At 74.2% G+C, this 20414-nt stretch carries 16 protein-coding genes and 1 pseudogene; 8 read left to right on the forward strand and 9 right to left on the reverse strand.

Translation table 11 applies throughout. The features are described from left to right. Positions 1–50: 50 nt before the first annotated feature. The 3 genes from IEZ31_RS16455 to IEZ31_RS16465 are packed head-to-tail and all read left to right on the forward strand — an operon-like array spanning position 51 to position 2781. Positions 51–944, forward strand: a complete 894-nt coding sequence (locus IEZ31_RS16455) for an ABC transporter ATP-binding protein (RefSeq protein WP_229835223.1) — start codon at positions 51–53, stop codon at positions 942–944. Further along, positions 941–1663 carry an ABC transporter permease gene (locus IEZ31_RS16460; protein WP_190250732.1) on the forward strand — a complete coding sequence of 241 codons (723 nt, stop codon included), beginning with the start codon at positions 941–943 and terminating at the stop codon, positions 1661–1663. The genes IEZ31_RS16455 and IEZ31_RS16460 overlap by 4 nt, the downstream gene beginning before the upstream one ends. A 17-nt stretch (positions 1664–1680) precedes the next feature. Continuing rightward, positions 1681–2781, forward strand: coding sequence for a sensor histidine kinase (locus IEZ31_RS16465; protein WP_190250733.1), 1101 nt, complete (start codon positions 1681–1683; stop codon positions 2779–2781). 6 nt (positions 2782–2787) lie between these two features. On the opposite strand, the gene IEZ31_RS16470 is transcribed toward IEZ31_RS16465, so the two are convergent. Together IEZ31_RS16470 and IEZ31_RS16475 are read right to left on the reverse strand one after the other, a co-directional pair. Beyond that, positions 2788–4401: a KAP family P-loop NTPase fold protein gene (locus IEZ31_RS16470; RefSeq protein WP_190250734.1), complete on the reverse strand. Its 1614-nt coding sequence runs from the start codon at positions 4399–4401 to the stop codon at positions 2788–2790. A gap of 124 nt (positions 4402–4525) precedes the next feature. Continuing rightward, on the reverse strand, positions 4526–6442 hold the full coding sequence (locus IEZ31_RS16475; protein ID WP_190250735.1) for a ricin-type beta-trefoil lectin domain protein: 1917 nt from the start codon (positions 6440–6442) through the stop codon (positions 4526–4528). Between the two features lie 206 nt (positions 6443–6648). On the opposite strand from IEZ31_RS16475, the gene IEZ31_RS16480 reads away from it, so the two are divergent. The 4 genes from IEZ31_RS16480 to IEZ31_RS16495 are packed head-to-tail and all read left to right on the forward strand — an operon-like array spanning position 6649 to position 12850. After that, on the forward strand, positions 6649–7650 hold the full coding sequence (locus IEZ31_RS16480) for a LacI family DNA-binding transcriptional regulator (RefSeq protein WP_190250736.1): 1002 nt from the start codon (positions 6649–6651) through the stop codon (positions 7648–7650). A 58-nt stretch (positions 7651–7708) separates the two neighbouring features. Next, a complete protein-coding gene (locus IEZ31_RS16485) occupies positions 7709–8323 on the forward strand; it encodes a helix-turn-helix domain-containing protein (RefSeq protein WP_190250737.1) in 615 nt (204 codons plus the stop codon). A 1-nt stretch (position 8324) separates the two neighbouring features. Beyond that, the gene (locus IEZ31_RS16490; RefSeq protein ID WP_190250738.1) at positions 8325–9584 is read left to right on the forward strand and encodes an MFS transporter; all 1260 of its coding nucleotides are present in this window, start codon (positions 8325–8327) and stop codon (positions 9582–9584) included. A 35-nt stretch (positions 9585–9619) separates the two neighbouring features. Continuing rightward, positions 9620–12850: a caspase, EACC1-associated type gene (locus tag IEZ31_RS16495; protein WP_190250739.1), complete on the forward strand. Its 3231-nt coding sequence runs from the start codon at positions 9620–9622 to the stop codon at positions 12848–12850. Between the two features lie 23 nt (positions 12851–12873). Here IEZ31_RS16495 and IEZ31_RS16500 read toward each other — a convergent pair whose 3' ends face one another. The 6 genes and pseudogenes from IEZ31_RS16500 to IEZ31_RS16520 all read right to left on the reverse strand — a co-directional run bounded on the left by IEZ31_RS16500 (position 12874) and on the right by IEZ31_RS16520 (position 16626). Further along, entirely contained in the window at positions 12874–13026 is a 153-nt protein-coding gene (locus IEZ31_RS16500) for a hypothetical protein (protein WP_190250740.1), read from the reverse strand. Positions 13027–13080: 54 nt separating this feature from the next. Then, complete coding sequence (locus tag IEZ31_RS16505) at positions 13081–13560, reverse strand: transposase (RefSeq protein ID WP_373294619.1); 480 nt, start codon at positions 13558–13560, stop codon at positions 13081–13083. Beyond that, positions 13506–13820 (reverse strand): annotated as a pseudogene (locus IEZ31_RS59375) (transposase); the annotation flags it as partial. The pseudogene IEZ31_RS59375 and the gene IEZ31_RS16505, both read right to left, overlap by 55 nt. A 109-nt stretch (positions 13821–13929) precedes the next feature. Next, on the reverse strand, positions 13930–14682 hold the full coding sequence (locus tag IEZ31_RS16510; protein ID WP_190250741.1) for a GNAT family N-acetyltransferase: 753 nt from the start codon (positions 14680–14682) through the stop codon (positions 13930–13932). Between the two features lie 355 nt (positions 14683–15037). After that, positions 15038–15943, reverse strand: a complete 906-nt coding sequence (locus IEZ31_RS16515; protein WP_190250742.1) for an ROK family protein — start codon at positions 15941–15943, stop codon at positions 15038–15040. Beyond that, complete coding sequence (locus tag IEZ31_RS16520; RefSeq protein WP_190250743.1) at positions 15943–16626, reverse strand: N-acetylmannosamine-6-phosphate 2-epimerase; 684 nt, start codon at positions 16624–16626, stop codon at positions 15943–15945. Before IEZ31_RS16520 ends, IEZ31_RS16515 begins: the two co-directional genes overlap by 1 nt. An 83-nt stretch (positions 16627–16709) precedes the next feature. Between IEZ31_RS16520 and IEZ31_RS16530 the strand changes: the two genes are divergently transcribed. Beyond that, a complete protein-coding gene (locus IEZ31_RS16530) occupies positions 16710–17309 on the forward strand; it encodes a GntR family transcriptional regulator (protein ID WP_229835232.1) in 600 nt (199 codons plus the stop codon). Here IEZ31_RS16530 and IEZ31_RS16535 read toward each other — a convergent pair. Further along, positions 17264–20380, reverse strand: coding sequence for a caspase, EACC1-associated type (locus tag IEZ31_RS16535; RefSeq protein ID WP_190250746.1), 3117 nt, complete (start codon positions 20378–20380; stop codon positions 17264–17266). The genes IEZ31_RS16530 and IEZ31_RS16535 overlap by 46 nt on opposite strands. Positions 20381–20414 lie beyond the last annotated feature (34 nt).

The following is a 20414-nucleotide window of genomic DNA, read 5'->3' on the forward strand; positions in this document are numbered from 1 at the left end:
GTGACGCGACACAGCCGTGCGCGGCCCCGGTCCCCGCGATGCTCATTGCCATGACGAACCCAGCAGTCCAGCTGACCGGCCTCACCAAGGCCTTCGGCGCGGTCACCGCCGTCGGCGGGGTCGACCTCACGATCCGCCGGGGCGAGGTCGTCGCGCTCCTCGGGCCCAACGGCGCCGGCAAGTCCACGACGATCGACATGATCCTCGGCCTGCTGCGGCCGGACAGCGGCACCGTGCTGCTCGACGGGCAGCCGCCGGCCCGCGCCGTCGCCCGCGGCGCCGTCGGCGCGCTGCTGCAGACCGGCGGGCTGCTGCCCGACCTCACCGCCGCCGAGACCGTGCGGCTGGCCGCGGGGCTGCAGCGCAAGGCCCGCCCGGTCGGCGAGGTGCTGCGCGAGGCCGGCGTCGAGCCGTTCGCCGGCCAGAAGGTCGGCGGCCTCTCCGGGGGCCAGCAGCAGCGGGTCCGCTTCGCGATGGCCCTCGTCGCCGACCCCGAGCTGCTCGTCCTCGACGAGCCCACGACCGGCCTCGACGTCGAGTCCCGCCGCGCGTTCTGGACCACCATGCGCGAGCAGACCGCCGGCGGCCGCACGGTGCTCTTCGCCACGCACTACCTCGACGAGGCCGACGCCTACGCCGACCGCATCGTCCTGCTGCGCTCCGGAAAGCTCATCGCCGACGGTACCGCGGCGCAGATCAAGGCCGCCGTCACCGGCCGCGTCATCCGGGCCACGGTCCCCGGGGCCGACCTGGCCGCCCTGGCCGCGCTGCCCGGCGTCGACCGGGTCGAGACCCGCGGCGACGTGGTGCTGCTGCACTGCAACGACTCCGACGCCGCCCTGCGCGGCCTGCTCACCACCACCGCGGCCTACGACGTCGAGGTCACCAGCCGCAACCTCGAAGACGCCTTCATCGCCCTCACCGCCGCCGGGAGCGCCCAGTGAACCTCACCTACCTGCGCCTGGAGGCCGTCCGCCTCTTCCGCAACAAGCGCGTCGTCATCTTCTCCACCCTGCTGCCGGCCCTGCTCGTGCTCATCATCGGCGGCGTGTCGGTCGGCAACGACCCCGACGCCAGGAAGTACGTCATGGTGAGCATGGCCCTCTTCGGCGCCATGTCCGCCGCCCTGTCCAGCGGCGGCACGATCGCCGTCGAGCGCGGCCTCGGCTGGAACCGCACGCTGCGGCTGACCCCGCTCTCCCCGGGCGCCTACGTGCTGAACAAGGTCGTGCTGGCCCTGTTCGTGGCCGTCCCGCCGGTCGTCGTCACGTTCATCATCGGCGCCGCCGCCCTGCACGTGCGGCTCACCGCGGCCGAGTGGCTGCTGTGCTTCGCCGGCGCCTGGCTGTCGTCGCTGCCGTTCGCCGCGCTCGGCGTGGTCCTCGGCTACATCGCCAAGCCCGACAGCGTCCAGCAGGTCGGCGCGCTCATCAACCTGGTGCTCGCCGCGTTCGGCGGCCTGTGGGTGCCGGTCGACCTGATGCCCCGCGTCCTGCGGGAGATCGCCCGGTTCACCCCGTCGTACTGGACCGGCGAGGTGGCCCGCAGCCCGCTCGACGGCGGCCACGTCGACGGCCAGGCGGTCCTGGTCCTGCTCGGCTGGACGGTGGTGCTCGGCCTGGTCGCCCTGCGCCGCTTCCGGGTCGACACCGCGCGGGCCTGACCGACAAGATGGTCGTCATGACCGAGCCGACCCGCCGCCGCATGGCCAGGTTCTTCTGGCTGTGGGCGGCGGTGTGGCTGTTCTACATGGCCGGCCCGGTCGCCGACGCCTGGCAGCGGCCGGTCCTCTGGGAGCGGATCGCCGGCCTGGCCGCCGCGCTCGCGTTCTGCGTGGTCTACCTGCGCTCGTTCCTCGCCGCGCGGTCCGCCACCAAGCGCACCGGCACCTACCTGCGGATGCCCGAGGCGCTCGTCCGGCTCGGCGTCATGGTCGCCCTCACCGTCGCCCTGACGCTCGTGGCCGGCGAGTCGGGCCTCACCGCCCTCGTCTACGTGGGCGTGATCGCGGTGTTCACGCTGCCTCCCGGGTATGCCTGGTCGGTCGTCGGCGCCGCCGCGCTGACGGCGTTCGTGCTGCCCCGCGTCGTGCCCGGCTGGGACGGCGGGATCGACCTGACGTTCGCGGTCATGGTCGCCGCCCTGGCGGTGTGGGGCGTGACCCGGGTCGTGCAGCGCAACGCCCAGCTCGCCGAGGCCCGCGAGGAGATCACCGAGCTGGCCGTCGCCGCGGAGCGCAACCGGTTCGCCCGCGACCTGCACGACCTGCTCGGCCACTCCCTCACCGTCGTGTCGGTGAAGAGCGAGCTGGCCGGCCGCCTGGTCCGCCTGGCCCCGGAGCGCGCCGAGGCGGAGCTGGAGGACATCCAGCGGCTCGTCCGGGAGGCGCTGGCCGACGTGCGGGCCGCCGTCTCGGGCTACCGCGAGATGTCCCTGGCCACGGAGCTGGTGTCGGCCCGCAGCGCCCTCGACGCGGCCGGCATCGAGGCCGAGGTGCCCCTCACCGGCGACGCCGCCGACCCGGGCCGCCAGGAGCTGTTCGCCTGGGTCGTCCGCGAGGGCGTGACGAACGTGGTCCGCCACAGCGAGGCCAAGCACTGCTGGATCACCGTCGGCCGCGACTGGGTCGAGATCACCGACGACGGCCGCGGCCCGGCGGCCGCGGCGGGCGTGGGCCACGGCCTGAAGGGCCTCCACGAGCGCCTGGACGCGGCCGGCTGCTCGCTGAGCGTGGGCCGCCGCGAGGGCGGCGGCTTCACCCTCAGAGCCGCCGCGACCTGACGTCGCTCAGTCGGCGGGCAGCGGGCGGGCCGGCGTGGCGCGCAGCAGGCGCAGCTCGCGCTGGAGGTTGCCGATGCACCGCTCCACGGCCTGCGACCAGCTCGCCGCCTGCTGGCTGCTGATCGCGCGGCCCAGGTCGAGGAGGCCGTCGAGGTGCTCGGCGAAGCGCTCGCTGCCGCGCTGCTCGTCGACGACGGCCGAGCGCAGGTCCGCCGCGGCCGAGGCGAGCTCGCGGCTGATCCGGTCGAGCTGGGTGCCGGGGGCGTCCTGTTCGAGGCTCGCCGTGCCCTGGCGGGCGATGCGGCGCAGCCGGCCGATGAGGATGTACGCGCGGCCGACCCAGCCCTCGGTCGGGGCCGTCGCCTCGACGCTCGTCAGGTAGGTGCGCAGGTCCTGCCGGGTCAGCGGCGCGGCCTCGGCCGAGCGCAGGAACTGCGCCAGGTCGGTGGGCAACGCGCCGATCTGCTCGGGCCACAGGTCGGTCAGGGCGGAGTCCTCGCCGTCGCGGTACTGCTTGATCGCCTGCGGCAGGGCCTCGGTCTCGGCCCGCAGGATGTCGTACAGCGCCCAGTCGTAGCGGAAGACCACGGTCTGCACGGCGAGCACGGCCGCCCGGTCGAGCTGCGGCCGGATGAGCATCTGCAGCGTGTAGGCGTTGATGAACCGCTTGACCTCGCGCGGGTTGACCTGGCCCTCGATGGCGAGGTGGGCCAGGTACGGGCGGACCGTCTGCTGCAGGTCGTCGAGCTGCTCGCCGTCGATCTTCGCGGTCTCGTAGACCGCCGTGAGCAGGTCGTCGAGCTGCTGGGCGTCCATCGGCGGCAGCTCGTACGGCACCTGGAAGATCTTCTTCACGTACTCGCGCTCGGCCAGCCGGAGGCTGCGGTCGTCGGCCGCGGCGGCCTGGAACCCGGTGAGCCGCTCGCGGATCGCCTGCTCCAGGACCCGCTGGTCGATGCCGACGACGAACACGAAGCCGGTGAGGTCGAAGAACAGCTTCATCGACTCGATGACGCTCAGCGCGTTCTGCGGCAGGCAGCGGTCCAGGTCGTCGACGAACACCACGACCCGGTCGACGCCACCGTCCTCCCGCAGGTCGGCGAAGGCGCCGGCGAGCTGCTCGAAGCAGGCGAAGTACAGCGACTGCGCCTCCTGCGCCGGCCGCTGGTGCCCGTTGCCGAGGGCCTCGACCGACTTGGCGGCGTCGAAGGTCACCTCGGCCACGCCGACCGTCATCTTGCCCGACAGGCCGCTCACCAGCGCCCGCACGACCTGACCGATCCGGGACGCGATCGCCAGCAGCTTCTCCCGGACCGGCCGCCCCTCCGGCGAGTCGGCGTGGGCGACCACCGCGCCGCGGATGGTGTCCAGCAGCGGGACGATGAGGTGGGGTTCCCGCTCGTACCGCCACCCGTTGAACACCACCTTGAGCGTGCTCGGGTTGCGCAGCTCCGCGCGGATGGTGTCCATCAGGGTCGTCTTGCCCGACCCCCAGCCGCCGAAGACGCCCACGGCGAACCGCGGCTCGCTCTCCTGGATCAGCGTCGACAGGGCGATCGCGATGCGGTCGTAACCGAGTGCCGGCGTGACGGCGGGGGTGTCCAGCAGGATGCGCGCCATGCGCACCACCGTACGGGGCGCCGTCCACGCAACGTCAGCGCAGCAAGGCCGGCGGGTCGTCGCCGGAACGGTCCGGGGCGGGGCCGCCGCCGTCGAGGAAACGGCGGCGGCCCCGGGGCCGCGCCTACGCGGGCACGGACCACTTCTGGTTGGCGCCGGTGGTGCAGGTCCAGATCTGCAGGCGGGTGCCGTCGGCCGAGCTGTTGCCCGTGGCGTCGAGGCACTTGCCGGAGTACTGGTTCACGAGCTGTTGGGTGCTCGCGTTGTACGTCCACTTCTGGCTGCTGCCGGTGTGGCAGTCCCACAGGTGGGTCACGGTGCCGTCGGCCGAGCTGGGGCCGCTGACGTCCAGGCACTTGCCCAGCGCGCGCAGCGTGCCGTCGCTCGCCCGGGTCCACTGCTGGGCGCCGGTGCCGTTGCAGGTGTAGAGCTGCACCGCGGTGCCGTTGGCGGTCGCCGCGCCGGCCACGTCGACGCACTTGCCGCCGATGCCCGTGATCTGGCCGGTGCCGCCGGTCGGCGGCTGGCTGGTGGTGGCGGTCGGCGTCGGGTTCGACACGTTGTCCTGCCAGGTGAAGGTGGCGGTGGTGCGGGCGGGCAGGGTGTACACGAAGGACTGGCCGTTCCAGTTCACCCGGATCGACTGGGAGCCGGTGCCGGGGTTGTGCGCGATGAGCGCCTTGGAGCCGTCGGTGTTGCGCCAGGCCACGTTCTGCACGGCGGTGTTGTTGGAGTCGATGCGCACCGCGCCCGGGCGGACGAACTTGGTCAGGTGGCCGGTCGTGTAGTACTCGATGGTGTAGTCGACCTGGCCCGCGCGCGAGCCGCCCTCCTGGACCGTGATCAGGCCGGTGCAGGTGCCGCAGCCGCCGTTGTGCGGGCCCATGTTCTGGTTGAGCGCCAGGCTCCACTTGACCAGGCTGCCGCTCCAGTTCCGGGCGTAGTTGACGATGTCGGCCATGTCCTCGTTGTGCTGGTTGGAGATCCAGGTGCCGCCGGAGTGCTCGGTGCTGAACTGCTTGACCGACGGATACTGGTTGTGCACCTGGGTGCCGACCGCCGGGTCACCGAAGTACCCGTGCCACGCGATGCCGCCGAACAGCGGATCGTTGCGCACGCCCGCGTCGGCCAGGATGGCGGCGCCGAAGTTCGCGTAGTCGCCGTAGTTCCAGTCGTGGATGAGCACCTTGGTGGTGATGCCGGCCGCGCGGAACGCCGGGTACACGTGGTTCTTGGTGAACTCGACGAGCCCGGACGGGTTCCAGCTCATGCCCGGGTAGTCCATCGCGGTCGGGTTGCCGGACTGGCAGCAGTTCGGCTCGTTCTGCACCGAGATGTACTTCACCGGCACGCCGGCCGCCTGGTAGGACTGGATGTACTTCACCAGGTACTGGGCGTACATGGGGTAGTACTCCCACTTGAGCCAGCCCATCTGGTCCATCCGGCCGTTGTCCTTCATCCAGCCGGGCGAGCTCCACGGCACGCCCTTGACCGTCAGCGCCGGGTTGATCTGCCTGGCCTGCTGGGTGAGCAGCCGCACGTTGGTGTCGTAGCCGTTGCTGCCGAAGTCGTTGAGGTCGCAGCAGGTGTCGTCGAGCGACACGTTGCCGGGCCGCGACAGGTCGGAGGCGCCGATCGGGTTGCGCACGAACGACAGGCCGATGCCGGCCGTCGGGCTGAACAGCTTCTGCATGACCTGGTCGCGGGTGGCCGCGCTGATCGGGCCGCCGCGCAGCAGGTACGCGGTGGTGTCGGTGATCGACGCGCCGGCGCCCTCGAAGGTCTGGTAGGTGACGCCTTCGTTGACGTTGATGGTCTGGTTGGCGGAGCCGCCGGCCGGGCCGAACGCGATCGACGCCTGCTGCTGCAGGCCCCGGGTGACGGTGCGGCCGCCGCCGTCGGAGGTGGTGGTGAGGTACACGTTGACGGTCTCGCCGGCGGCGAACGCACTGGGGGCCAGCACGACGGTGGCGACCGTGGCGGCGACGGTCGCACCGACTGCGGCCGCGGCGACGACCAGGCGCCGCTTGGTTGAGGGCATGACGGAACTCCCTTGCTCGACAAAAGGGTCTCGCCCGCCGGATAGACCCCGTCGCCCGCACTGGCGGTGAGCGGGTCGACGGTCCTCGATAGGTCTGCGGTGGTACAGGAAGGAAACACCGAAGCAGTCAACGTGTCAATCAAACACGTCAACTTTTATCCGCACTTAATCAAAGTCCTGGAAGTCGGCGCTGCTAAGGTGCGCCTGTGCGTACCCGTGCGACCGTCCGGCAGCTCGCGGCGGAGACCGGCCTCTCGGTCACCACCGTCTCCCGCGCCCTGAACGGCCAGGACAACGTCGCCCCGCACACCCGCGAGCTGGTCCTGCAGGCCGTCGGCCGGCTCGGCCACCGCGCACCCCGCCGCCGGACCGGCCGCACCACGGTGTACGTGCGCTGCCCGTACCTGCTGACCGACTACTTCGGCATCATCGTCTCGGCGATCGCCGAGGCCGCCGACCTGCACGGCATCGAGGTGGTGCTCAACGCCGGCGAGGCGGCCCAGGGCAGCGACGCGCTGTCCCGGCTGCCGGGCCGCTCCGACGTCGACGGGGCCATCCTGATCCTGCCGCCCGAGCCGGGCGAGGACCTCGTCCGGTTGCGGGATCAGGGGGTACCGTTCGTGGTCGTCGATCCGCGGACCGCTCCCCCGCGCGACATCATGGCCGTCTCGGCGGCCCACTTCACCGGCGCCCGCGCCCTGATGGCCCACCTGGTCGGCCTCGGCCACCGCCGGGTCGGCATCATCGGCGGCCCGCGCGAGTGGCTGGTGACGGACGCCCGCACGGCGGGCTACCTGGCGGCGCTGGCGGACGTGGGCGTCCTGCCGGGCCCGTCGCTGATGCGCTTCGTGACCGAGCCGGCGACGGAGCACGGCTACCGCGCCGCCTGTACCCTGCTGGACGGCGCGGACCGCCCGACGGCGCTGGTGGGCTTCAACGACAAGATGGCGGTGGGCGCGCTGCGGGCGGCCACCGAACGCGGCCTGCGGGTCCCGGAGGACCTGTCGATCGCGGGCTTCGACGACATCGACGTCAGCCGCGCCACCCACCCGACCCTGACCACGGTCCGCCAGCCCCTGGCGGAGCTGGGCCGCATGGCGGTGACCCTGCTGACCCGCCTGCTGGACCGCCACGAGCACGACGCGCTGCACGTCGAGCTGGCCACGGAGCTGGTCGTCCGCGACTCCACGGGCCCCGTTCGCCGCTGACGCCGGCATTCCAAGCAACTGCTTGACATGTTTCCGGCGTCGGGCGCAGACTCCAAGCATGTCTTTGGAATCCGGATCGTCCGAATCTGCGGCCGGAGTGCCGAACCAGCGGGTCATCGACGACCCCGTGGCCATCCGGGCCATGGCGCATCCGTTGCGGCTCAAGCTGCGGGAGCTCGTCGGGCGGGAGGGGTCGGTCACCGCCGCTCAGGCGGCCCGGGAGCTGGGGGTCAGCCAGGCGCTCGCGTCGCACCACCTGCGGCAGCTGGCCAAGTACGGGTTCGTGGAGCAGGCACCGGCGGCCGACAACCGGGAGCGGCCGTGGCGGATCACCTTCACGTCGTACTCCTGGGAGCCCACCGTCGCCACGAGCACCGCCGCCGACCTGCTGGAGCAGCTCGTCGCGCAGCGGGCGCTCGACCAGCTCGCCGACTGGCAGCGGCGCCGGGCCGACGACGACGCCGTGTGGCGGGACAACACCGGGCTCGGGCAGAGCCTGCTGTACCTCACCGCCGACGAGATGGTCGAGCTGCGGCGGGGGCTCGACGCGCTCATCGAGCCGCTCGTCGCGCGGCGGCCGATCGGGGATCCCGCGGCACTGCCGGCCGGCGCGCGGCCCGTGGACCTGACGATCGTCTGCACGCCGCTCGTGCCGACCACGTCCGGAGGGTGACGTGCGGCTCCTCGTCGCGCGGACCGGGTTCGGGTGGCTACTGGCGGCCGGGCTGGTCTCGCTCACCGGCGACTGGGTCATGCGGGTCGGGCTGACCTACGTCGTCTACGAGCTGACCGGGTCCACCCTCGCCTCCGCGACCGCGCTCATGGCCTCGCTCGTGCCGCAGCTGGTCTTCGGGTCGCTGGCCGGGGTGTACGCCGACCGGTGGGACCGCCGCCGCACGATGGTCGTCACCAACCTGCTGCTCGCCGCCGGGCTGCTGCCCCTGCTCGCCGTCCACGACCGGCACCAGGTGTGGATCGTCTACCTGGTCACCGCCGCGCAGAGCGCGCTCAGCCAGTTCTTCATCGCCGCCGAGGCCGCCGTCATCCCGCAGCTGGTGCCGGCCGAGAGCCTCGTCGCCGCGAACGCCCTCAACGGCCAGGCCCGCGACGTCGCCCGGCTCGCCGGCGCCGCCCTGGGCGGACTCACCGCCGCGCTCGGCGGCCTGCCCCTCCTCGCCGTCGTCGACATCGCCAGCTTCACGCTCGCCGCCGCCCTGCTGCTGCGCCTCCGGACGCCCGCCCGCGACCACGAGCGCGGCACCAGGCCGCACGTGCTGCGCGACTGGGCCGACGGCGCACGGGTCGCCGCGGCCAGCCCGGCGCTGCGGGTCGTCCTGCTCTTCGTCGTCATCACCGGCGTCGGCGAGGCGGTGATGGGCAGCCTCATGGCCCCGTTCGTGCGCGACGTGCTGCACGCCGACGCCACCCGCTACGGCATCATCGTGGCGGTGCAGGCGGGCGGGGGGATCGCCGGTGGACTCGTCGCCGCCGCGGTCGGGCACCGGTGGCCACCGCGGCGGATCGCCGGCTGGGGCGCGGTCGCCTTCGGGGTGGTCGACCTGGCGCTCTTCCTCTACCCGCTCGTCGTCGACGCGTGGTGGCCCGCGGCGGTGATCATCCTGCTCGCCGGCCTGCCGGGGGCGCTCGCGATCGCCGGGCTGCTCACCGTCTTCCAGCGCCATACCACCGACGCGTACCGCGGCCGGGTCTTCGGCGCCGCCAACGCCCTGCAGGCGGGCGCCATGCTCGCCGGCGCGACCGGTGCGGGGCTGCTCGGCGACCGCCTCGGCATCGTCCCGGTGATCGCCGTGCAGGGCGCCGGCTACTGCCTCGCCGGCGCGATCGTGCTGGTGCTGCTGCGCCCCGGGAAGGAACCGGCCGCCGGCGTGACCTCCACCGTGGACACCCGGCCGCACGTTCGGCCGATGAGCTGAGCGGTTCCGCGGTGCCGGGATGCTTCAATGTCCCGGTGGCGCTGCCCGACCCACGGCGCTCCCGCGCGGTCCTGGTCGGCGCGGGAGCGTATACCGAGCTGGAGCCGTTGCCGGCCGTGCCGGCCAACCTGCGCGACCTGCAGGCGCTGCTCACCGACCCGCTGGTGTGGGGCCTGCCACCGTCGCACTGCCGCGTGGTGCAGGACCCCCGGTCGACGGACGCGATCCGCGACGCCCTGTTCGAGGCGTGCCGCACCGCGACGGACGCGCTGGTCTTCTACTACGCCGGCCACGGGGTGGTGGATCCCGCCGGGGTGGACGACCTCTACCTGACGACGCCGCGCACGACGCTGGACCCGATGCACGCGGCGGTGCGGTACGAGGACGTGCGCGGGCTGATCGCCGCGGCCCGCTGCCCGTCGAAGGTGGTGCTGCTGGACTGCTGCTACAGCGGCCTCGCCCTGGCCGGCGCGATGGGCGACGCGACCCGCATCGCGGACCGGGTGAGCATCGACGCCAGCTACGTCATGACGGCCACCGCCGAGACCCGCCTCGCCCTCGCCCCGCCCGGGGAGCGGTACACCGCCTTCACCGGCGAGCTGATCGACGTGCTGCGCAACGGCCTGCCGAACACGGCCGAGCTGCTCGACATGGACGGCATCTACTGGCAGGTGCTGCACAACCTCACCGGCAAGCAGCGGCCCACCCCGCAGGCCCGGGCCCGCAACCGCGGCCACACCATCGCCATCGCCCGCAACCGCGGCCGGCTCACGGCGGACGCCGCGGCACCGGGCGCCGGACCGCCCGTCCACGAACCTCCGGATCCGGGGCGCCCGCCCGCCGAACAGCTCCGGATGGCGCCGGCGTCGCTGCTGGCCCTCGCCCTGGAGCACCCGGACGAGGACGCCGGCCCGATCGTCGCCGCCCACGCCACGTACCGCCCGACGCAGGAGGTGGCGGCGATGCTCGGCCGGCTGTGGCCGTCCGCGCTCGGCGCCCTGGTGGCGGGGGCCGCACTCCGCCGGCCGCCGGCCGAGGTCGCCGGGCTGCTGTCCGACCTCGACGAGATCGGCGCCGAGGACGCCCGCGGCCACCTCCTCGGCCGCGCCGCCGCCCGCGACGCGAGCCGGGTGGTCGCCCTCGCGGTCCAGCTGCCGGCCGCCACCCGCGCGGTGCTGCTCGACGCGGCGGCGCAGGCCTGCATCGGCCGGCCCGCCGCCATGATCGGCCTCATCGCCGCGCTGCAGACCTCGGACCTCCGCCCGGAGGTGGACGACTTCATCGCCGGCCTGGTCACGGCGATGCCGGCGCCGGACGCGATCGCGCTCGCCGACGCGCTGCGCGACGCGAACCACGACGAGCCCGCGTTCGCGCTGTACGCCGCGGCCGCCGACGCGCTGCTGGATCGACCGCCCGCCGCCGTCGCGGAGATCGCGGCGGGGCTGCGCCGGACGGGCCGCAACGAGCCCGCCGACCGGCTGCTCGAACGCCTCGCCGCGACCTGCGCCGATGCCGCGGCGGCCGGCCGGGTCCTGGACGCGTTGTGGGCCGAGGGCCTGGCCGGCGACGCCGGGCGGGCGCTGTCCGGCCTCGCCGCCCGACTGCCCGCCGCCGAGCTGCTCGGCCTGGCCGACCACCTGCGGTTCACCGGCCGGGCCGCGGACGGGCTGCGCCTGCTGCACGAGGCCGCCGGGTCGGCGGACCGGCTCGTCGAGTTCGCGGTCCACCTGCACGCCGCCGGCCGTCCGATCGACGGCAACCACCTGCTGGCCGGCCGCATCGACGGCGTGTCGGACCGCGACCTCGCCGGCGTCGTCCTGGCGGTCGCCCGGCGCGTGGACGAGGTCGCCGCCCGCCGCCTGCTGGACCGCGCCGGCACCTTCGGCCCCGCGCGCCTCGTCGCGCTGCTCGAGGGCCTCGACCGGCGAGACAGGCGAGACGGGCGAGACGGGCGGACCGACGATCCGGACCCCGTGGGCGACCGGCTCCTCGCCCACCTCGAACGGCTGGCGCACGACGGGCTTCCGCTGCCCGTCGAGGCGGCGACGCTGGTCGCGCTCGTCCGGCGCCGCCACGCGGGCCTCGCCGAGCGGCTGCTGCGGGCCGCCCGTCCGCGGTGGTTCGCCGACCCGGGCGCCGCCGCGCAGGCGTTCGCGGTGGCCGGCCGGCAGCCGGAGCAGGTGGCCCCGCACGCCCAGCTGCTCATCGCGTTCACCGCCGTCAGCGCCGCGCCGACGGCGGACGAGCTGACGAACGCCTTCCTGTCCGGCGGCGAGACCGGCCGCGAGACCGGCGGCCGGTCCCGCGGCGCCGCCGGCCGCGGCGCCGGCGGTGACGCCGCCCGCGCCGCGCTCGTCGCCGAGCTGCTCACCGCCGGCCCGGCCGTGGCCGGGAACCTGCTGGCCCGGCTGGCCGGGTCGACGGCCGACGGGCTGGTCGCCGCCGTCTTCGTCGCCATTCCGATGCTGCCGACCGCCGGGCTGCTGGCGTTCTACCAGATCCTCGACCGCGGCCTGCCCGACCGGCGCGCCGAGTACGCCGAGCTCGTGGCCGGCCGGGCCGCCCCGGCCGGCCTTCGTGCCATGCTGGACGCGGTCCGGCACGACGACGCCGTGCTGATGGTGCGCTCGGTGCTCCCGGCCGGTCACGAACTGCCCTACGACGAGCGCTCCGCCGCGCGCCTGGTGCAGGTCGCGGCCTGGCTGCTGCGCAACGTGCGCCACCACCGCAACGTGCTGCCCTGGCTGACCGGTTCGCCGTCGACGGTGGCCGGCGTCGCCGCCGGGCTGGTCCTGGCGCGCAGCCACAGGTGGCATTGGGAGTCGCCCGACCCTCCCTCCGGCGACGAGGTCCGGCAGCGGCTGCGGATCGCGCCCGACGAGCACGTCGTGGGGGCGTTCTGGCTCGACGGGCCGGGGCTGCTCGCGTTCACCGACCGTGCGGTCCGGCACGCCTGGCGGCACGGCAGGAGCGAGGCGCAGCCCACCCACCTGACGTACGACGAGGTCGCCCGGTGCTCGTTCGACTCGCCGGGCGGGGACCAGCTGATCGTCAACCGGCCGGACGGCACGCAGCTGCGCTGGCGGACCCAGGCCGCCGTTCGATCGGCGACGCGCGGGCGACAGCGCTCATACCTGGAGGCGGTCGACCTCGCCCGGCTCCTGCGCGACATCGCGCTGCTCGCCGCGGAGGCCGTGCTCGAGGCGCCCGGCCCGCCGGACGTCGAGCACTACCCGGCCCGGCCGAACGGGGCCCGGCCGGGATGACGCCGCCGGCCGGGCCGTTGTGCTCAGGACTTGCGGACCTCGACCTCGTCCAGCATGGACCAGGCACTGCCGCCGTTGACCGTGACGGGCTGGATGAACGAGCCGCTGATGCGGGGGTTGGTGGTGCAGGTCGCGGCGTGTGCGGGTTGCGGGACGGCGATCGCGGTGAGGGCCACCGTGGCGATCGCCGCGCCTGAGAGAGTGTTGTGTAACTGAGGAACGACGTACGGTTACGCCGCTGCTGTACGAATCCCGCGGTAGCGGGTCTGCTGGCCTGCCAGCCGGGCGGCCATCAGTCGGACCATCGCGATCTTGATGAAGTCCTCGGCGTGAGCGGTTGTCCGTTCGTAGTCGCGGCACAGTCTGCGGCAGCGGGTCAACCAGCCCAACGTGCGCTCGACGACCCACCGGCGGGGTAGCAGTTGGGAGCCTTTGGCGTCGTCGTTGCGTTTGACGACTTCCAGCCGGACGTCCAACTCCTGTTTGGCCCAGTCGATCAGGCTGGCGTCGACGCTGTTGGCGTACCCGCCGTCGAGCCAGATCAGCCCGATCGTGGGGTGGCACTCGTCGATGGAGTGCAGTACCAGCCTGGCCCCGGCACGGTCTTGTATCGAGGCGGAGTGCACCACGCAGACCAGCAGCAGTCCGCACGTGTCTACCAGCAGATGTCGCTTGCGGCCGCGCGCTTTCTTGCCGGCGTCGAATCCGATCTGCGCGCCGCCGCACGCGGACTTGCCGACTGGGAGTCCAGCACCGCGGCGCTCGGCTGTGGGTCGCGGCCCTCGGCCTGGCGGACACGGTCGCGTAACGCGTCGTGGATGTCGTCCCACACCCTCTGCGCGCTCCAGTACCGAAACCACCGGTAGGTGGTATGCCATGGGGCCAAGTCGTGGGGCACGAGCCGCCAGGCACAGCCGGAGACCAGCACGTACAGGATCGTGTCGATGACCGCCGGTGGCTGTGTTTCAACGGCCGTCCGCCCTTGGCGGGGAGACCCTTTTCTAGCCCACTGACACGCCCTTTTCCCTTATTGCTTTGAGGTAGACAGGGCTTGCAGAACTGACAGCCTCGGCGGTCAGTCAGTCGTGGGCGATGTAGAGGCGCTTGCCCGTTGGCACATAGCCAACCCGCTCGTAGACGCGCCAGGATTCCTTGCCGGAAGCCTCCAACCAGGCAAGGTCCACACCGGTTGTGAACAACTGCCCGGTGATCGCTGCGGTGAGCGCCCCAGCGACACCGCGCCGACGAAACGCCTTGCCGACCGCGATACCAGCCACCTCGCTGACCCCCGCACGTGGCGCAGTCGCCTGCCCAGTGGCGACGCAGACACCGTCGTTGCTGCGGACCAGCATCACCACCCCGCCGTTGTCTTGCATGCGCCGCACACGAGCGACGTCCGCCAGGGTCGCGACCGGGTCTGCGCCGAAGGCTTCATTCTGCACTGTCACGGCGCTGGCGCGTTGCTCGTCCGTTGCCGGTTCCGCGAATTCGAACCCATCAGGTGTGGCTGGTGCGGATAGCGAATCGGGGAAGCAGACCAGGTAGTCGTGTCGCGCCTCCACTGAGAAGCCGGCATCGATCAGTTGCTGTTCAAGGTCGGGCGCGCAGCTGGCGACGTACTCCAACCGGGGCACCCGGCCGATGTCCCGGAACGCCGCCACCAGTGCGGTCACGTCGGCCGTCGTGACGACAGCGTCGAGTTGCGGCGTCGCGTAGTTGATGAAGCGGCTATCGGTGGTCGGATCCCACCCGATGACAAACGGCCCGACCTCAATGGCCTTGGGCCGCAAGGACAGGTTAGCGATGACGGAGCGCTGGACGCGAACATCCATGATCAAATTGACCTCATGTCGTGTGAGAAGACGTCTGCGGACTATGCAGGAACAAAGGCATGAGGCCGCCGCAGAACAACGAGGTACTCAGCGCGTACCGATCAGTCAATCGCGCTTCGTAGCACACGGGCGGCCACTCATGGTCGCCATGATCACAGGCGTCAGTCCTTCACACACGGTGCCCACGCCAAGCGCGAGGTTGCCGGTGAACGCTCTCAGTAAGTCCCTCAGGCTGTCAACCGTTCATACGCCCCCGAGCGCACGCCCGCCATATCTGTCGAAGCCTCATCAAGATCGCGATGATCCCGCCGATGACCCGTCTGGCATGTGCGTTGTGCCTCCGATCCGACGTGCGCTAGACAACTGCGAGCAGCGCGGCCCCGGCGAGCACGGCGGCGCTGCCGAGCGCCGCGGGCCGCAACGGCACCCGGTCGATCCCGGGCAACGCCGCCGCGCGCAGAGCGGCGTCAACGCCCGGGAGGAACCGGTCACCGAGACTGAGGACGCCGCCGCCGAGCACGACGACGTCGGGGTCGAGCAGGTTGGCCGCGGCCGCGATCCCGGCCCCGAGCACGGCGGCGCCGAGGTCGATCGCGGCGCGGGCGGCCGGGTCCGCCGACGCGGCGACCGCCTCCAGGGTGGGCACGACGGTGCGGCCGGCGCGGGCGGCGTAGTCGGCGGCGATGGCGGGCCCGGCCGCGTACGCCTCGACGTGGTCGAGCGCGCCGCACCCGCAGCGCCGCCCGTCGGACCGGCCCGCGGGCAGGTGGCCGACGCTGCCGGCGAAGCCGTGCCGGCCGGCCACCACCGCACCCGCGACGACGATCGCGCCGCCGATGCCGGTGCCCGCGGCGACGACGAGCGCGTCGCGGGCACCGGCGGCGGCCCCGAGCCGGGCCTCGCCGGCCGCCATCGCGTGCACGTCGTTGTGCACGACGACGGGCAGGCCGAGCGCGGCCGCGAGGGCGGACCGTACGTCGGTCCCCCGCCACCCCGGCAGGGTGCCGGTGGCGTGGGTGACCACGCCCGCCGGGTCGACGGCGCCGGCGGTGCCGACGCCGCAGGCGACCGGTGACCCGCCGGCCTCCTGCCAGACCCGGCGGGCGAGGCCCGCGGCCGCGGCGAGCACCGCGGCCGGCCCCTCGGCGGCCGGCGTCGGCACGCGATGCACCGGGCCGGCCACCGTCGCGGCCGTCCCGTCGGCCGAGACGAGCGCGGCGGCGATCTTCGTGCCCCCGATGTCGACGCCGATCACGTCCATCAGCGGCTCACCCGCAGCCCGGCCGGGGTCGCGGCGGCCAGGCCCCGGGTGAGCGCGACCGGGTCGGTGACCGCGGTGCCGACGACGACCGCGTACGCCCCCGAGGCGAACGCGGTCCGCACGTGGTCCGGGGTGGCGAGCCGGCCCTCGGCGACCGTGCGGACGCCGGCCGCGGCGAGCGCCGCGACCAGGTCCAGGTCCGGCTCCGTCTGCTGTGGACTGTCCATCGTGTACCCCGAGAGCGTCGAGGCCACCAGCTCCGCCCCCGCCGACCAGGCCGCGGCGCCCTGCTCGAACGTGGCCACGTCGGCCATCACCGGCAGGCCCAGCTCGGCCTGGATCCGGGCGACGAACGCGGCCACCGGCAGCTCGGCCCGGCCGGTCGCCTCGACCGCGATCACGTCCGCCCCGGCGGTGGCGAGGGCCGCGGCCAGGTCCCAGCGCGGGGTGATGAGGTCGCGGTCGTCCGCCCGCACCTTGTGCAGGGCGATGACCGGCAGGCCGACGGCGGCCTTCACGGCGCGGACGTCGTCGGGGTCGTTCACCCGCACCGCGGCGGCGCCGCCGAGGGCGGCGCACTCGGCGAGCCGGGCGATGACCGACGGCTCCCGCAGCGGATGGCCGAGCGGGGCCTGGCAGGAGACCACCAGACCGCCGGCGATCGCGTCCAGCACCGGGGTCACTGGGCGGTCCGGGTCGACACGTACTCGGTGTAGCGGTCGTAGAGGTTGCGGGCCGCCGGCCAGACCGAGTTGGGGCTGAGGAAGTGGGAGAACTCGAACGTGATGACCTTCAGGCCCTGGAGCGCCTGGAGAACGAGCGCCTGGTCTACCGCGTCCGCGGCGCCGGCACGTTCGTGGCCCGCCCGCCGATCACCAAGAGCATCGAGCTGACCAGCTTCAGCGACGACATGCGCCGCCGCGGCCTGCAGCCGGGCTCGCACCTGCGCACGGCGGAGTCACTCCCGGCCGGCGCCGCGGTCGGCTTCGCGCTGGGGCTGAGCCCGGCGCAGGAGGTGGTCCACCTGGAGCGGGTCCGGACGGCCGACGGCGTCCCGATGTGCGTCGAGCACTCCTACCTGTCCGTCCCGGGCCTGCTGGACCAGCCACTGGACGGTTCCCTCTACGACCTGCTGCGCGACCGCTACCACATCCGCCTGGTCCGGGCGGAGCAGTCCATCCGCGCCACGGTCCTGGACCAGGAGACCGCGGCGCTGCTGGAGGTCCCGCCGTTCAGCCCGGCCCTGCTGGTCGAGCGCACGACCTACGATCAGCGCGACCGCCCGGTGGAGCGGGCCATCTCCACGTACCGCGGCGACCGCTACGCCTTCGAGATCGAGGTCGTCCGCCCGTCCACCGAGGACTGATCCGGCTCGCCCGCCACGATCAGCTCGGCGACCTCCCCCAGCAACTCCTCGAGGTCGATCGGCACCCTGGCCGGCGAGGTCCCCAGCCGCCAGGCCAGCGCCCGGCCGTCCGCGAGCTCGCCGGTCAGGGTCACGCCGTCGGGCCGCTCGAAGGTACCGCCGGCGATCGCCGGGTAGCGCAGCTCGCCGACGGGCTCGTCGAGCCAGGCGTATCTGACCGCCTGATCGGTGAACGCGAGAAAGCCCCGGTCACCGAGCGGCCAGGCGCGCAGCACCGCCTCGCCGGGCGGGATCCCCAGCCGGGCCCGCACGGCGTCGGTCGCCGCCACGCCCGTCTCCGGCCGGCGGGCCAGGGCGACCTGGAAGGCGACGGCGGCGGCCGACGCCGGGCGGCCCACCAGCCAGGGCATCAGGTCGAGCAGGTCCGGCGCGGACTGCGCCGCCCAGGCTGCGACCCGCACCAGCCGTGCGGCGTGCGTCACGTCGCGGGGAATCCGGTCCGGCCCGTTCCCCCGGTCCAGCACGTGCCGGGCGATCGACCGGGCCGACCGCTCGCCGCCGGGCCGGCCGGCGAGCTCCGCCAGCAGCGGCGGGACGTCGGGCGGGCGGACACCGTGGGCCACGACGATGGCGAACTCGGGGCCCCGCCCGCCCCGCCACCGCAGCTCGACGATCTCGTACGCGGCGACGAGGCCCGGCGCCCGCAGCGACAGCGCGGACCGGACCAGCGGCGTCGCGAGGGCGTCGGCCGTCGGCGGGTCGAGCCGGTCCAGGAACTCCACGGCCACCACCGGTCCGGCCTCGACCAGCCGCCGGGCCAGCACGCCGATCCGCCGCTCGTCGCCCGCCACGAACGCCTCCAGCAGGCGGTCCGGGGACGGCTCGGCCGCGACGGCCGCGAACGCGATGAGCAGCTGGGCGTTCGCCGCCGCGACCCCGGCCCGCTGGGCTCCCCCGGCCGCGAACGCCCGCCGGGCCGCCTCCGGATCGGCGAACCATTCCTCCCGGGCCCGGCGCAGCAGCCGCTCGACGCCGGCGCGGTCGCCGAGCCGCAGCAGCTCGACCAGCGCCGGGGCGGCGCCCGCGACGGTCACCCGGTCGACGACGAGGCGGTCGAGGCGCTCCAGCAGCCCGTGCTGCTCCCCAGCGCGGGCGAGGCCGTGGAGCAGCCCGGCCAGGTGCGGGCCGTCCAGGCCGGGCGCGCGGTCGAGCAGGCGGCGGGCCGCGGTCTCGTTCACCTCGCGGGCCACGGCGAGGACGACGGTGGCGAGGTCGGGGGCCGGCAGGGTGTCGAACCGGCCGTCCAGGAGGCGGTTGCCGTCGATCGGGCGGCCCGCCGCGTGCAGGTGCGCCGCGAACCGGACCAGCCGCTCGCCCGACGTCGCGGCCTCCAGCAGCAGGCGCAGCCCGTCGGCCGGGCGGCCGGCGAAGCGCAGCTCGTCCGCCAGCCGCGGCAGCTCGTCCGCCGCGAGCCGCCCGGCGACATGCGTCAGCAGCCGGGCGGCCTGCGCGGTCAGGCCCTCCGCCCACAGCGCCAGCAGTACCGGATGAGCCCGATCGGCGTCCGAGGCCCGGTCCGCGAGCCGGTCCAGCAGCGCCCGGGCCGCGCCCGACCGGCCCGCGCGGAGCATCGCGGCGGCGATCCCGGCCACGGCCGGGGCGGGGCGCTCGACGAGCGCGTCTGCGGCGGCCGAGTAGAGCCGGAACGCGGCGTCGTCGTGGTTGGCGTCGCGCAGCGCGTCGGCGAGCGCGAGCACGTCGGCGGCGGGCATCACGCCGGCGAGGCCGGTGACGAACCCGTCGACGGCGGGCGCCAGGTCGGAGGTCTGCAGCGCCGCGATGAACGCGATCAGCTCGGCCGGCCGGCCCGCGCGGGCCCGGGCCGCCGCGTCGAGCAGCCCGGCCCTGGCCGGGTCGTGCAGCAGCGTGGCCAGGGCCACGACCGAGGTGGCGTCGTTGCCGCCGGCGAGCGCGACCAGCCGCCCGGCGAAGCCCTCGACGCCGAGCTCCGCGAGGTCGGCGACCAGCTCGGCCACCTCGGCGGGCGTCCGCCGCGCCGCTGCCGCGAGCACCGCCTCGACGCCCGGGCCGTCACCGGGCCGGCCCTCGGAAGGCTGCATCAGCGCGAGCAGCGCGGCCACCTCCTGGACCTGGCGGTGGGCGGCGTGCGCGGCGAGCAGCCGGTTCGCCGTCTCCGCCCCGACGTCCCGCAGCACCCGGCCGGTCGTCTCCAGGAGCCGGGCCGGGGCCATCCGCAGGGCCTCGTCGGCGGGGCGCGGCGGCACCGGCGGCGCCGGGACGGGCGCTTCGACGGCTGCCGGCGGCATCGTGCCGTCGGCGACGCGGCCGCGGTTGCGCGCGATGGCGATCGTGTGGCCGAGGTTGCGGGCCCGCGCCTGCGGCGTGGGACGCTGTTTGTCGGTGAGGTTGCGGACCAGCTGCCAGTAGATGCCGCCCATCTCCAGCAGCTCGGCCGCGTTGGGCAGGCCGTTGCGCAGCACGCCGACCAGCTCGCCGGTGAAGGCGGTGTACGGCTCGCCGGGCGGGGCGAGCGCCAGCCGGGTCTCCGCGGTGGCGGTCATGACGTAGCTCGCGTCGATGCTGACCCGGTCGACGACCTGCGTCGCGTCGCCCATCGCACCGGCCAGGGCCAGACCGCTGTAGCAGCAGTCCAGCAGCACCACCTTCGCGCCGCACCGCGCCGACGCGACCAGCCGGCGCACGTCGTCGTAGCGCACCGCCGCGTGCATCGGCTCCAGGCTGGTCCGCGGGGTGGTGAGGTAGAGGTCCAGCCCGTCCGGGTCCACCACGCCGTGGCCGGCGTAGTAGAACACCAGCGCGTCGGACGCGTCCCGGCCCGCCTCGTGCAGGGCGTCGCGGATCGCGTCCGTCGACGCCGGATCCTCGACCACGACGCAGTGCTCCGGCGGCAGTCCCCACACGGCAGGGTCGGTGAGCAGCTCATGCAGCGCCCGCAGGTTGGCCGGGACGGCCGGCAGCTGCTCCAGATGCTCGTACGCCGCCGCGCCGACCAGCACCGCCCGCGAGCGTTCGGGGTCGGGCAGCGTCACCGGGACATTGAAGCACCATTGAAGCACCCGGCGA

This window comes from Dactylosporangium sucinum (assembly GCF_014647515.1).
Classification (GTDB): Bacteria; Actinomycetota; Actinomycetes; order Mycobacteriales; family Micromonosporaceae; genus Dactylosporangium; species Dactylosporangium sucinum.

Excerpts from the sequence above, each read along its gene's own strand:
- IEZ31_RS16455 (WP_229835223.1), top strand. The coding sequence starts at position 51 with ATGACGAACCCAGCAGTCCAGCTGACCGGCCTCACCAAGGCCTTCGGC.
- IEZ31_RS16465 (WP_190250733.1), top strand. The coding sequence starts at position 1,681 with ATGACCGAGCCGACCCGCCGCCGCATGGCCAGGTTCTTCTGGCTGTGG.
- IEZ31_RS16470 (WP_190250734.1), bottom strand. The coding sequence starts at position 4,401 with ATGGCGCGCATCCTGCTGGACACCCCCGCCGTCACGCCGGCACTCGGT.
- IEZ31_RS16475 (WP_190250735.1), bottom strand. The coding sequence starts at position 6,442 with ATGCCCTCAACCAAGCGGCGCCTGGTCGTCGCCGCGGCCGCAGTCGGT.
- IEZ31_RS16485 (WP_190250737.1), top strand. The coding sequence starts at position 7,709 with ATGTCTTTGGAATCCGGATCGTCCGAATCTGCGGCCGGAGTGCCGAAC.
- IEZ31_RS16510 (WP_190250741.1), bottom strand. The coding sequence starts at position 14,682 with ATGGATGTTCGCGTCCAGCGCTCCGTCATCGCTAACCTGTCCTTGCGG.
- IEZ31_RS16515 (WP_190250742.1), bottom strand. The coding sequence starts at position 15,943 with ATGGACGTGATCGGCGTCGACATCGGGGGCACGAAGATCGCCGCCGCG.